The organism is Chryseobacterium sp. SIMBA_029 (assembly GCF_046535275.1).
Classification (GTDB): domain Bacteria; phylum Bacteroidota; class Bacteroidia; order Flavobacteriales; family Weeksellaceae; genus Chryseobacterium.
In genome coordinates, this window is record NZ_JAWRXA010000006.1 from 229,398 (window position 1) to 242,819 (window position 13,422).

Below are 13,422 nucleotides of genomic sequence, written 5' to 3' on the forward strand. Positions count from 1 at the left end.
CATGAAAAAGAATTTTAAGAGGCCATCTTTGATGAGCCTGGTCTTCGTACTGCTTACTCATTTCGTGTATGCACAGACAGATAGTACAGAAGTGGCAAGTATTTATGGGTTTTATTCCTATTCAAGTTCGCTGATGAATGCTTCTTCAGCACCGGAACTTGCGATACAGGGAAATGCCTCATATACTTCTACGGGAGTACAGCTTACGCCTGCGACTGCAGGACAGTTTGGAGGATTATTTATCAACGGAAGAACTTTTACTTCAGTAAACGGGCTTCATGTTGAATTCGAATATGATATGAAAAACGGAACACCCCTAAGCGGAACATATGGAGATGGTTTATCTTTCTTCCTTTATGATGGTGCTGTAACAAGCCCTACCATCGGGTCACCAGGTGCAGGACTTGGATATGCTTACAACAGAACAAAAGACACTTATGCCCCTCAAAGAAAAGCAGGTTTAACAGGAGGATACCTGGGTATCGCTTTGGATGAATTCGGAAATTTTAAATCTAAACGTTTTCAAGGTGAGTCGAGGGTAAATGGTATTGCAGGGGTAACCTGGAGCCAGGCGACCAGTCATGTTTCCTTAAGAGGTGCAAGAGGTGCAGCTATCAATACCACAGGATTAGGAGCAGGATTTACAGGATATCCGGTTTTGGTGACGCGGTCTACATTAAGCAATTCAGGAACTGTGGGTAGTGTGCTTCAGACAGACAGAAGTTATGCGGCTACTTCCAATACGCTTTCTTCCGTATTTGATCTTAGAAACAATGCCGGAGAATTCAGGAAGGTGTATCTTGATTTGATTCCCCATTTTACCGGCCCTACGACTACAGACGGATTTGATATCAAAGTGGATATTCAGACAGCCCAAAATGGAACCCCAATAAATATCATCAACTATTATCATTATAAAAGTTCAGTGCCTTATTCTGAAAATGCGAATCCACAGGTAACTGACTTTAACAATTTAGATGTTGAGGGGCCTGCTACTAATCAGACCTTGAATGCAACAGTACCTTCAGTTTTAAAACTTGGTTTTGCAGCATCCACAGGAGCTGCGTTTCAACAGCATATTATCAGAAATGTAAAACTTACTCTTCCTTATGCCGCTGTTGCTAATGATGATGTAACTTCTACCTGTAAACTTCAGCCAGTCAATATCCCGGTTTTCAGTAATGATATCGCTTATAAAGGTCCGATCAGTATTACAACTCCACCAACGGGAAGTAATGCCAATATTGATTACTCAACCTTTAGTTTTACAAAAAACAGCGATACCGATTTAACATTGTACCGTAAAAAAGTGACTGCCCAAGGAACATGGACCTATAATAAATCTACTGGTATTGTTACCTTTAATCCTTCAAGCGGATTTACAGGAACAGCAACCATGACGTATACGATAAAAGGAAAAACAGTAAAAGATTCAAGTGGAAACATTATTGAACCCTATGGAGATACCGCTTACAGATCTGTTCCGGGCACCATTACCGTTAATTTAAAAACTACAGGCTGTATCTATTCAGTAGTTTCCAACAGAATGGTAACACAGGGTGTAAAATAAGAAACAAAAAACATATTCTACCATAAAGAAGCAGTATAAAAACCATAGAAATTTCTATGGTTTTTTGTTTTAAATCTATAAAGCCCCACAAGCTTATCTTTATAAAAAAGGCCCGGAAAGAAAATCCGGACCCCTTGAAAGAATATATAAAGTAAAATTAAAAATTGTATCGAACCCCAAGCTGAGCCTGGAACCTTGACGCAAACTGGTCAATAGTATAAGGCAATCCTGGTTTTGTAAAGTTATAAGTAGGATCTCCTGCGGCAGTTTGTCCTGCTGCTACATTTCCTACTTTCGTTAATCCTACACTGGCTGTGGAATTAAAAGTATTGGGTACAAAATATACTTTCCCCCAATCTTTATTTAACAGATTCGTAAGGTTGATGATACTTAGTGAAATCTGAATATTATTTTTAGATTTTTCACTTAATCTTATCTCGTCCATGATTTTGAAATCGGCCTGGATATTCCACGGAGTATTATCCCCGTTACGTTCTGTAAACTTTCCTCGTCGGGAGCTTAAATATTTACTTCCATTAACGAAGTTTTCATAATCTGCGATCTGCTGCTGGGCCGTAACCACTACATTTCCTGATGCATCTTTTATAGGCACAATGTATTTTGCAGCTTCAGTCGCATCTTTAAAGATATAAGCCAATCCTGCTGCCTGTCCCGTATTGGCAATCGTACTGTTTACAAATCCCCATGAGAAAGGATTTCCTGATTGTGCATTGAAGTATACATTCGCAGACAACCTATTGGATTTTGAAACATTAAAGGCATATCCAAGGTTAGCAACCACTCTGTTCTTGATCGCAAAATTGGAAGTGGTCAATTTAGGATCATTAGGAGTCAGCGACTGATTCATCTGCCAGTTACTTTCCATAGAATTTCGGATTCCATTGGTAATATCTTTTGCATCACCGTATGTATAAGCGGCAAAGAAATTAAACCCGAAACTATATGTTTTGGAAATCTGTGCGGTTACATTATACCGGTATCCTTCTTTGGTATTGGATAAAAGATAGGCATTAGAAAAATTACTGTTAATATTGGTAGTGTAAATTGGCATCTCATGATTCACATCATAGCTGTAATACGTTACATTATCAGTTTTGTTTACCTGCTGGAACTTCAGATCGTAAAGCACTTTAGTATAGATTCCTTCTAAGGTAAGTTTATATCCTGCGAATGTGTAATCAAAAGCTAATGAACTTCTCCACACTCTTGGCATTTTAAAATTGTTATCGATAAGATCCACCTGTACTTTGGAAGAATTCTGCCATTTCGGGAAATTACCGCTTACCAAAGGATCTCCGTTCGCTGCAAGCTGTGCGGCAGTCGGTGCGTTATAATCATAGCTGCCAAAACCTACCCCGTCATTATAATAGGCGTATCCCAGCCATGCAAAAGGAATTCTTCCTACAAAGATTCCGGAACCCCCTCTCACTACCACAGAACGATCTTCTGTAAGATCCCACGTAAATCCTAATCTTGGAGAAAGTGTCGGTTTAGTTAGATAATCATTATTGAGCTGGCTCAGCGGTGTATAGGTATAAGTATTTCCGTAATTAGGATCTGCAGGAGAACTGGTTACCTTCGGACTTAAAAGAGGCTTATTTGGTAAATCGGTATAATCTACTCTCACTCCCGGAGACAATCTTAGTCTTCCTAAATTAATCTCATCCTGAAAATATAAGGAAAGAAGATTCACTTTATACTGTGCATATGGATTGTCGAAAATAGTTTGTCTGCTGTCTCCATTGAATGGATACGTTCCCCTAATTCTAGCAGGATTGGAATTATAAAAATCCGCTAAGCTTTTGTAAGAAATTCTTCCGTTAAGAGCATTCACAAAACCGTAATCAATATTATACAATTCATTGTGTGTTCCCAATAAGAACGTATGATTTCCTGTTTTATAGGTCAGGTTATCCGTGATTTCAAAAGTTTTCTGCCTCATATTAAAAACAGTAGCTTCTCTGTCGTTTCCTAATAAAATAGTTCCGCCGTTATAGGCAATTTCCACCTGTGGAAACATGGTATTGGTAGAAGTAGGATCTCTGTAATCATGAATAGAAGAATATCCCAGGACTAAATTATTGTTCCACTTATCATTAAAACGGCTCTTTAATTCTAAAGTCGTTGAAGAAGAGGTATTTTTCTGGATAAAATCCATACTGGAAAATCTGAAATTGGCTCCATCCCTTTCAAGATTTGAAGCCTGAGAAAACACGGTGTTATTCTTAATAGATAAAGTATGCTTATCATTGATCTTCCAATCTAATTTATTAAACATCTTAGCACTTTCCGAGAAGTTAGTATACTGGTCAAAACTTCCTACATTAAAATTATATTTATTGCGTACAAAGTCAGAAATCTGCTGAGCAACCGTATTGCTTACCAAAGCATTGGGATCGCCGGCATTATAAAAAACAGGATCTGTTCGTTTCGTATACTCAAAGTTACTGAATAAAAATACCTTATCCTTTACCACAGGAAGTCCTACTCTTCCCCCGTAAATAAAATCTTCAAAAGAATTCGGCATTTTTGAATTGTCCCCTACTCTGTTTTTTCCTGTAATAGAAGCATTTCTTCCATATACATACATCGATCCCGTTACATCATTACTTCCGCTTCGGGTTACAGCATTGATACTTCCGCCAAGAAAGTTCCCCAGCTTTACATCATAAGGAGCAATGTACACCTGAACATCCTGAATAGCATCCAAACTTATAGAATTGGAACGGGTACTGCTTCCCGGCATTCCTGAGGTTCCTGTCTGTCCTCCCAACGATGGACTGAAACCAATGGCATCATTATTAATAGATCCGTCAATGGTTACGTTATTATATCGGAAATTGGTTCCGTTAAAAGAGTTATTGGCGCTTTGCGGTACAAGTTTCGTCACATCCTGAATACCTCTATTGATATTAGGAAGTCCGGAAATCTGTGCCTGGCTGATCCCTACTCCATTTTTTACACTGGTTCTCTTGGAAGTAATTTTAACTTCATCAATGGTTTTTTCTCCATTATTGATCTCCACTACCGGCAGATCATTATTTCCTAATGAAAGCTGGACATTAGTATTAGAATAAACGATTTGTGAGCCATCAGAAATCACAATACTATACGGACCTCCCGGCTGCAGGTTATCCAGACTAAACTGCCCCTTGCTGTTACTTTTGGTTTCAAAAGTACTATTGGTAGGCACGTGAATTACTTTTACAGTAAGCTCTGAACTGGTTCCTTTCAGCCTTCCAAAAATCTTAGAGGTAGTTTCCTGTGAAAATGCAAAGCCGAAAGACAATAAAGCAAAAGCACAGATCAGTTTTTTTTTCATTTTTTTACTTCTTATTTCTAGGGCAAAATTAGATTCCCTGCTGATGAAGTATGGTAACATACAATTAACATTGTGTAACACAAAGTTTAATATTTCCTTAAAAAAAACTTAATAGGACTAAGGAATCTTTTAATTCAGTAATATTTTAAGCCTATAAAAATCAGGACACTCCGTTTATTAAAGACTTTTCATGATATGAACCCAATATGAACAGGAAAAATCACATCCCGGATTGTTAAGAATTAACCATCCTTTTCTAAAAACCGCCTAGCAAAATATTCACTTGATTAGAATGATATAATTATCCTCCAAAATCCGGATAAAAAGAAAAAAATGTTCCATAACAGAAGACGCTGAGAGGGATCATTTTAACGCCAAAACCATAGAATTTCCTATTGTTTTGTTTTATATTTGTTATATCATATAATACCTAAAAATCACTCATATGAAATTCGGACAAGTAGAAGACCCTTCAAAAATAGATTTTACGCTCCCAAAAGATCATCCCAAAACGAAAGAAATTTTAAGTCAAAACAAAAAAGGACTGGAAAATCTCTCTGTAGGATGTGCCAAATGGAATAAAACCGATCTTAAAGGCTTTTATCCGAAGGGAACAAAAGATGAACTGACATATTATGCAACCCAGTTTAATTCTATAGAATTGAACGCTACTTTTTATGGAATGCCAACACCGGAACAGGTAATCACCTGGAAAGAAAAAACTCCTGCTGATTTTAAATTCTTCCCCAAGATAACCAATACCGTTTCTCACTTCAGAAGGCTGATTGATGTTACAGATCCTGTAACGCACTTTGCATCCGCAGTCATGAATTTTGACGAAAAACTGGGAATGGCTTTCCTCCAGCTTCATGATAATTTTAAGCCTAAAGATTACGACAGGCTTGAAAAATTTGTAAAGGAATGGCCGAAAGAAGTTCCTTTGGCCATTGAACTCCGAAATACAGAATGGTTTACCGATGAAAACATCCTGAATACTACCTGCGAGCTCTTTGAAGCCAACAATATCACTAACATCATTGTAGATACGGCTGGAAGAAGAGATATGCTTCATATGCGTCTTACTACTCCCAATGCTTTCATCCGGTATGTAGGTGCTAATGCGGAAAGTGATTACGAAAGATTGGATGACTGGCTTGAGCATCTTACCCAATGGAAGAAGGAAGGACTGCAGAATCTTTACTTTTTTGTTCATCAGAATATTGAAAAAGCATCCCCTTTATTATCCGCCTATTTCATTAAAAAATTGAATGAAAAGTGGAAAACTGACCTTCCGGTGCCTAAAATGGCAACTGAAATTACAGGAACTCTGTTTTAAGCAAATAAAAAAATATCAACAATTGGTGAAAAAAGCAATAATTTATCTAAAAATCACCATTTAAACAGTGTGTTGTAGTCTATTTTTCTTTTTTTTAAAAATTATAATTAAAAGGGTTTTTATATTATAAAATTTAATATATTTTACCCTACACAAATTGCATTCAATCTTGAATGTTTAAAAACTATAATGTTATGGAAAAAGAAATTTGTACGATAAGCATTACCAGCAACTGGCTGGGTGATGCCTATACTTTTTATACAGACAATACGATAAAAAGAGTGTACGACACCAGCAGCCTTAATTCTAATATAACAGAATGGCTCGACGCAAAGCAAATCAGTAAACACAATAAGGACAAAATAATTAAAAACTGTCCTGAAGAGTTCAAAGAACAGGTGATGCATATGCTGGATTATCCTTAAGAGACACTACAAAAATTTATGTAAGAAGCTGATCTTTTGATGTATATTTTCAACTGAGCAAAATAAGTTATTTATTTTTTCTTACGATCAATACCAAATTGAGAAACAGGAGAAGCAAATCCAATGCTACCCAGATTCCCAATTTGGTATTTTCATAATTATAGGCATCAACCTGCTTTTTTGCAGCTTCAGAAAGCTTCAAACTCTGGTTGATATAGTTTTGAACCTCTACAATCTGGTCAATATTTTTATTCGGGACGGAGTGTTGAGAGAAATACACCAGATTTTTTTTACCCAGGTATCCTACAATCCAGTATTCGTTAGATTTATCCATTTTCAGGTACTCGATCCTGTAATATTCGGGACGTATTTTACCAATATGCTTGGATTCCAGCACCCCATTCTTTTCAGGATTATTGACATTGATTACATAAAAATCTAATGTCTGAGGTAATTTATTGATCACCTGCAGACCAACCGAATTGTCAATAAATCCTACCGCACTTTTCTTGATAAACCAGTAGGTAAATATGGAAACCGAAAAAACAACGGTAACGATGCGAAATAATTTCGTCCATTTTGCCATCCTTCCTGATTTTACTTTTGATAAAACCAAAGAAAGTACACAAGCCCAAAAGATAACAAAAATGATAAATACCATACTGCAAAGATACTCATTTCGGAATTTTTGAGGGAATGTTAATCAACATTCCACTCTTTATAAAACTGATCCAGGAATGTAAGCATGAAATCATGCCTTTGCTGTGCAATTTCCCGGCCTTTTTCTGTATTCATCAAATCCTTCAGTAACAGAAGTTTTTCATAGAAATGATTGATCGTAGTGCCGTTGGATTTCTTATACTCTTCTTTAGACATATTCAGGCTGGGCTGCACTTCCGGATCATACATCGGGTTATTTTTAAACCCTCCGAAATTAAATGTCCTTCCGATTCCAATCGCACCAATCGCATCGATACGGTCGGCATCCTGAACAATTTTTAGTTCAATAGGCAGCTCTGAAGGTGCTTCTCCTCTATTTTTAAATGATATATTTTTGATGACGAACAAAACCTGTTCGATGATGTCTTCCGAAACCTGCTGTGATTCCAGAAATTCCCTAGAAATTTTCAGTGCCAACGTTTCATCACCGTCATGGAATTTGGGATCGGCAATATCATGCAGCAATGCCGACAGCTCTACTACGTCATGATTACAGTTTTCTGCATCTGCAATTTTTTTGGAAAGCTTCCATACTCGTTCAATATGATACCAGTCGTGTCCGGCTTCTGCTCCTTCTAATTTTTCTTTTACAAATTCTACGGTGTTGCTAATTGTACTTTTCATTGATCTTTCAGTTCATTTAAAATTATATCCCAAAGGTTTTTATTATAGCTTCTAAAAAAATTCACATGCCCTATCTCTTTCTTTTCAGATTCGGATGTTTTCACAAGTCTGTAGGTAGGTGTAAGGTTTGGATAGGTATCATTCAAAAGGCTTTTGACTCCTTTGTCAGTCAACCACACATCATCTTCCGCACGGATCACGAACACTTTCTGCGTTAAATTCTTAGAATAGTCATCAATTTTCTCCAACAATCGGTTGGTTGATTTCCTGTTTAAAATTAAGGTTCTCCAGTCATATGCACAATTTTTTGGAAGACTTTCTCCAAGTCCAAACCAATGTGCAGGAAAATAGCCTAATAACCCGGTGGTTAGAGGTTGTGCAATTCCAAATCCAAGATAGGCTTCTACTTTTGTCTTAAGTTTTAAATGTCCTACAAAAGCATTTTGAGTTCCTACAAAGATGAATTCTTTAAATAAGTCAGAATCTTTATTCATTCCTAAGATCAGTGCTCCTACGGAATGGCCAAGGCAATATTTTATATATTCAGGAAATTTGATTTTAATATAATCCGTCAATGCTTTATAGTCTACTGATCCCCAAATTCTCATCGAAGCATCAAATCCTTTCATATGCTTCGGCTTTGAAAGACCTATTCCCCGGTAATCATAAGTAATCACTGTAAATCCTTTCTCACAAAAATAGTTGGCAAAAGAAAAATAAACCTGCTGTTTTACGCCTGTCGCAGAATTGATCAGCAGCAGTTTGCCGTTACTTTGTTCCGGCTCAAAGATATGCGCAGCCAGAGAAATATGATCCTGTGTTGTGATGATTAGCTTTTCCATAGTATAAAAGAAAATATCCACCCTAAAAGTGGATATTTTACTTATATTTTCGTGTGAAGTTTATAATTTTCGATATGTAGCAAATAGTTTAAACGAAATCTGATCTTCTTGGCAGACCTGTCTGAGAACCTTTACCACCAGATACTCTGGATGAAACTTCATTTCCAAATTTCACGCAATTTTCGATAGAATTTCCATGGCATAGTGCTATGGCAAATCCTGAAGTAAAGGCATCTCCCATCCCCATCTTGTAAACCGTTTCATCTTTATCATTTCGGTAATACTTCATTTCCGTACCATCGAAGTAGATTGTTGAGTTGGTATCATCTCGAACAAAAACTTTATTGAAAAACTTTTTCAGAACTTCTTCTCTCTGCTCTTTTCCAAAAACAATATACAACTCACTGCTCTTTGCTACTACAAAGTCTACCATTTCCAAAATAGAATCACTTACTCTCATCGCAGGGGATGCATAAAGCCCTACTTTTTTGCCATATTTTTTAGCTTTTCTTACGGTATATTCCACCACTTCCATGGAAACTTCCAGCTGTATGAGGACAAGATCCGCAGTATGGAAATATTTATCAGCATCCTCAATATGTTCTATGCTCAAACATTTATTGGCTGCCGGTACCACTACAATGGCTGCGTGTCCCTGACTGGTTGTTACATAAGCTGTTCCCGTTGATTCTCTGTCTGTTTCATAAACAAATCCTACATTTACATTTTCGCTTACCAGATTCCTCATGATCTGCTGGCCAAGAGGATCCATACCTACACAGCCTACAAAATATACGCTGGCACCCAACCTGGCTGTTCCTACAGCCTGATTAGCCCCTTTTCCACCAAAATAGCTGTCGGAATTAACGGCTAATACAGTTTCATTAGGCTGGGGAAGTTTTTCTGTTTCTAAGACCAAATCGATGGAGGAACTGCCTACAACAATAATCCGGGGTTGTTCTGATGAGAAATTCATTGTGTTTTTATGTTAGTTTAATAATTTATATTTGGTGGAAACTGTTCTTCAAAAATAACTATTTTTATTTAACTTATTTCAATAAATTCTGTTACAATTTTTACCGGTAATTTATCTTTATCATAACCAATATAACTTGCATAAAATCCTTCACCATATCCGGTCTCAAAAGCGAAAATTGTTCCGGGATGATCTTCTGCCGGCTTCAAAAATGCATATTGGTCTATCGCCCCGTTTTCATCAAAGAAATAATCATGGAAAAATTCTTCATAGATTCCCATAAAATCCACTCCTTTGCTATGGTATAATTTTTTCTCCAGATCATTGAGCTTTTCCTGAGTGCCAACATCCATAAAGCAACCCATTCCGCTTTCTACAGGATAGCCGAAGATTTCTCCTTCTGACAGATCTTTTAGATTCTGATCATCCGTTGTTGCTAATTTCCATTCTGTAATTTCAGCATTGGTAAAGATAATTTCTGCGTATGCTACACAGTTGCTTTCTCTTTCTTTATGCAGTAAAACTGAAAAATCTCCTTTGGGAAATTCCGTAGAAAAAGGTTTCATATCATTGGTGATCAAAGGATCACAAGCCACTAATTTCCCACTGGAAAGATAGATCTTCCCCACTTCAAAACTTTCCAGCAAAGGACTTTCTACAAAGTCTTTTGAGAATAGTTTTTTTATGTTTTCTATATGTGTCATTTTTTATTTTCAATTATATCATTAAATTCACAAAAGAAGACCAGTTCAACCAGTCTTCTTTTATGTGTATCATTTTTTGGAATCATTAATAATTCCTGCAAGACGTATCGGAATGGGTTACAATATATACAAATATTCTTCCATTTTATATAAAAGGCTTCGTGAAAAGTGTTCATGAAATTTCAACCTGATATTCCGACAAATTACTGTTCATTTAGGACTATAAACTTTTCAGCTTTTCTTCCAGAATGGCAATTTTATCCTGCGCATCTTTTTGTTTTTTGCGTTCACCATCTACGACTTCAGGTTTTGCATTGGCCACAAATTTTTCATTGGAAAGCTTTTTATCTACAGAAATCAAAAATCCTTTCAGGTATTTTAATTCTTCTTCTGTTTTTATTTTTTCTTCTCCTAAATCTAAATTTTCACTTAAAGGAATTGAAACTTCCGTAGATCCGATAAGGAAAGTAAAGCTTGGTTTATCTGTTTTTTCACCGAAATGAATTTCAGAAACATTGGCTAATTTCTTAATCACCGCTTCATTTTCAAACTTATCTGCACTGGTATATACTTCAACGGTTTCTTTCGGTGAGATTCCTTTGGTCTGACGGTAATTTCTAATGCCGGAAATAATTTCTTCAGCCATTTCGAAGTTTTTAATAAGGGTATCATTAAACGCTTCTGCTTTCTTCTGTTGTGCAATTACCAACGCTTCCTCAATGCTTCTCTCAGAGATCAAATGCCAGATTTCTTCTGACTGGAAAGGCATAAACGGATGAAGAAGTTTCATTAATTCTTCAAAGAACATAACAGTTCTGTCATATACTTCTTTAGAAATTCCTTCTCCGTAATTAGGTTTAATGGCTTCCAGATACCAACCACAGAAATCATCCCAGATCAATTTATAGATCAGGTGCAACGCATCAGAAATTCTAAATTTCTCAAACTGCTGATCGATTTCTATGATCGTTTTGTTTAATTTATTTTCAAACCATTCAATTGCTTGGTTGTCTGCAATATTCGCTGGTTTATCTTCATGATTCCACATGTTGATCAAACGGAATGCGCTCCAGATCTTTGTCATGAAGTTTCTTCCCTGAAGCATCAGGTCTTCATCAAAAAGAAGGTCGTTTCCAGCTGCAGAACTCAATAAAATTCCGACACGTACTCCATCTGCTCCGTATTTATCCATTAGTTCCAATGGATCTGGTGAGTTCCCCAGGGATTTTGACATTTTTCTTCTCTGCTTATCTCTTACAATACCTGTAAAATAAACATTCTTGAACGGAACTTCTTTTCTGTACTCTAATCCTGCCATGATCATTCTGGCTACCCAAAAGAAAATAATATCCGGGCCTGTTACCAGATCTGAAGTTGGATAATAATAATTAATATCTTTATTTTCAGGATCAAGCAAACCGTCAAATACGGACATTGGCCATAACCATGATGAGAACCAGGTATCAAGAGCATCTTCGTCTTGTTTCAGGTTATCAGTTGTCAGTTGTGGGTTATTGGTTTGTTGCTTCGCAAGTTCTAGTGCTTCTTCAATGTTTTCTGCAACAACGAAATCATTTTCTCCCTCACCGTAATAGAACGCAGGAATCTGTTGTCCCCACCAAAGCTGGCGGGAGATATTCCAGTCGCGGATGTTTTCCATCCAGTGTTTGTAGGTGTTTTTAAACTTTTCAGGATAAAATTTCACCTCATCATCCATTACGACATCCAAAGCCGGTTTGGCAATATCAACCATTTTAAGGAACCACTGAACAGAAACTTTAGGTTCGATTACCGCACCTGTTCTTTCTGAAGTTCCTACTTTATTCACATAGTCTTCTGCTTTTAACAGAAGTCCGTTTTCTTCTAATTCTTTTGCGATCTGCTTTCTTACCTCAAATCTGTTTTTCCCTGCATAATGTAATCCGTGCTCATTCAGGTTTCCGTCATCATCTAAAGCATCAATCATTTTTAACTGATGTTTCTTTCCGATCTCATAGTCATTGGTATCGTGAGCAGGTGTGATTTTCAATGCTCCTGTTCCGAATTCAATATCTACATATTCATCTTCAATAATCGGAATGACTCTGTTAACGATCGGCACGATTACATTTTTACCTTTTAAATGGGCATATCGCTCATCATTCGGGTTGATACAAACGGCAGTATCTCCAAAAATAGTTTCCGGACGCGTGGTAGCTACGGAAAGAAATTCTTCGGTTCCTTCAATTTTATATTTAAGGAAATATAGTTTTCCGTTTTGTTCTTTAAATATTACTTCCTCATCGGAAATATTGGTCTTTGCTTCCGGATCCCAGTTTACCATTCTGTATCCTCTGTAGATTAATCCTTTATTATATAGGTCTACAAAACTTTTAATTACCTGCTGAGACAATTTTTCTTCCATGGTGAAGCAGGTTCTGTCCCAATCACAAGAACATCCCAGTTTTTTCAACTGCTCAAGGATGGTTCCACCGTATTTATCGGTCCATTCCCAGGCATGCTTTAAAAATTCTTCACGGGTGATATCGGATTTACTGATCCCTTCAGATTTCAGTTTGGCAACAACTTTAGCTTCGGTAGCAATGGAAGCATGGTCTGTTCCCGGAATCCAGCAGGCGTTAAAGCCCTGCATTCTTGCACGACGGACCAGAACATCCTGAATGGTATTATTCAACATATGGCCCATGTGTAAAATCCCCGTAACGTTTGGCGGAGGGATGACCACGGTATATGGAGGCTTGTCATTGGGTTCTGAGTGGAAAAATTTATTTTCCAGCCAATACTTGTACCATTTTTGTTCTGTTTCCTGTGGATTATACTTTTCTGAAATCTGCATAAATTCTATTTCTTTAGCTTACAATTTGCAAAAATAGCTTAAAGAA

The 13,422-nt window shown here is 36.9% G+C and carries 10 protein-coding genes; 3 read left to right on the forward strand and 7 right to left on the reverse strand.

Going from position 1 to position 13,422, the window contains the following annotated elements:
- Window position 1 precedes the first annotated feature (1 nt).
- Window positions 2–1,570, forward strand: a complete 1,569-nt coding sequence (locus tag SB679_RS12885; RefSeq protein WP_410702726.1) for a hypothetical protein — start codon at window positions 2–4, stop codon at window positions 1,568–1,570.
- Window positions 1,571–1,727: 157 nt separating this feature from the next.
- On the opposite strand, the gene SB679_RS12890 is transcribed toward SB679_RS12885, so the two are convergent.
- Window positions 1,728–4,913, reverse strand: coding sequence for a TonB-dependent receptor (locus SB679_RS12890; protein ID WP_410702727.1), 3,186 nt, complete (start codon window positions 4,911–4,913; stop codon window positions 1,728–1,730).
- 445 nt (window positions 4,914–5,358) lie between these two features.
- Between SB679_RS12890 and SB679_RS12895 the strand changes: the two genes are divergently transcribed.
- Both SB679_RS12895 and SB679_RS12900 read left to right on the forward strand, forming a co-directional pair.
- Window positions 5,359–6,249 (forward strand): DUF72 domain-containing protein, encoded by an 891-nt coding sequence (locus SB679_RS12895; RefSeq protein ID WP_410702728.1) that lies wholly within the window; start codon window positions 5,359–5,361, stop codon window positions 6,247–6,249.
- A 194-nt stretch (window positions 6,250–6,443) separates the two neighbouring features.
- Window positions 6,444–6,674, forward strand: a complete 231-nt coding sequence (locus SB679_RS12900) for a hypothetical protein (RefSeq protein WP_410702729.1) — start codon at window positions 6,444–6,446, stop codon at window positions 6,672–6,674.
- Between the two features lie 67 nt (window positions 6,675–6,741).
- On the opposite strand, the gene SB679_RS12905 is transcribed toward SB679_RS12900, so the two are convergent.
- The 6 genes from SB679_RS12905 to SB679_RS12930 form a co-directional block, all read right to left on the reverse strand.
- The gene (locus SB679_RS12905; RefSeq protein ID WP_410702730.1) at window positions 6,742–7,260 is read right to left on the reverse strand and encodes a hypothetical protein; all 519 of its coding nucleotides are present in this window, start codon (window positions 7,258–7,260) and stop codon (window positions 6,742–6,744) included.
- A 113-nt stretch (window positions 7,261–7,373) separates the two neighbouring features.
- Window positions 7,374–8,018: an HD domain-containing protein gene (locus SB679_RS12910; RefSeq protein WP_410702731.1), complete on the reverse strand. Its 645-nt coding sequence runs from the start codon at window positions 8,016–8,018 to the stop codon at window positions 7,374–7,376.
- Window positions 8,015–8,860, reverse strand: coding sequence for a serine aminopeptidase domain-containing protein (locus SB679_RS12915; protein WP_410702732.1), 846 nt, complete (start codon window positions 8,858–8,860; stop codon window positions 8,015–8,017). The genes SB679_RS12910 and SB679_RS12915 overlap by 4 nt, the downstream gene beginning before the upstream one ends.
- Window positions 8,861–8,948: 88 nt before the next feature.
- Window positions 8,949–9,836, reverse strand: a complete 888-nt coding sequence (locus SB679_RS12920) for a ribokinase (protein ID WP_410702733.1) — start codon at window positions 9,834–9,836, stop codon at window positions 8,949–8,951.
- A 68-nt stretch (window positions 9,837–9,904) separates the two neighbouring features.
- Entirely contained in the window at window positions 9,905–10,540 is a 636-nt protein-coding gene (locus SB679_RS12925) for a DUF4241 domain-containing protein (protein ID WP_410702734.1), read from the reverse strand.
- 220 nt (window positions 10,541–10,760) lie between these two features.
- Complete coding sequence (locus tag SB679_RS12930) at window positions 10,761–13,376, reverse strand: valine--tRNA ligase (protein WP_410702735.1); 2,616 nt, start codon at window positions 13,374–13,376, stop codon at window positions 10,761–10,763.
- Window positions 13,377–13,422: the final 46 nt, after the last annotated feature.

What these genes read in the sequence shown, in the direction of transcription:
- SB679_RS12905 (WP_410702730.1), bottom strand. Translation starts at nt 7,260, where the DNA reads ATGGCAAAATGGACGAAATTATTTCGCATCGTTACCGTTGTTTTTTCG.
- SB679_RS12915 (WP_410702732.1), bottom strand. Translation starts at nt 8,860, where the DNA reads ATGGAAAAGCTAATCATCACAACACAGGATCATATTTCTCTGGCTGCG.
- SB679_RS12910 (WP_410702731.1), bottom strand. Translation starts at nt 8,018, where the DNA reads ATGAAAAGTACAATTAGCAACACCGTAGAATTTGTAAAAGAAAAATTA.
- SB679_RS12930 (WP_410702735.1), bottom strand. Translation starts at nt 13,376, where the DNA reads ATGCAGATTTCAGAAAAGTATAATCCACAGGAAACAGAACAAAAATGG.
- SB679_RS12925 (WP_410702734.1), bottom strand. Translation starts at nt 10,540, where the DNA reads ATGACACATATAGAAAACATAAAAAAACTATTCTCAAAAGACTTTGTA.
- SB679_RS12895 (WP_410702728.1), top strand. Translation starts at nt 5,359, where the DNA reads ATGAAATTCGGACAAGTAGAAGACCCTTCAAAAATAGATTTTACGCTC.
- SB679_RS12900 (WP_410702729.1), top strand. Translation starts at nt 6,444, where the DNA reads ATGGAAAAAGAAATTTGTACGATAAGCATTACCAGCAACTGGCTGGGT.
- SB679_RS12885 (WP_410702726.1), top strand. Translation starts at nt 2, where the DNA reads ATGAAAAAGAATTTTAAGAGGCCATCTTTGATGAGCCTGGTCTTCGTA.
- SB679_RS12890 (WP_410702727.1), bottom strand. Translation starts at nt 4,913, where the DNA reads ATGAAAAAAAAACTGATCTGTGCTTTTGCTTTATTGTCTTTCGGCTTT.
- SB679_RS12920 (WP_410702733.1), bottom strand. Translation starts at nt 9,836, where the DNA reads ATGAATTTCTCATCAGAACAACCCCGGATTATTGTTGTAGGCAGTTCC.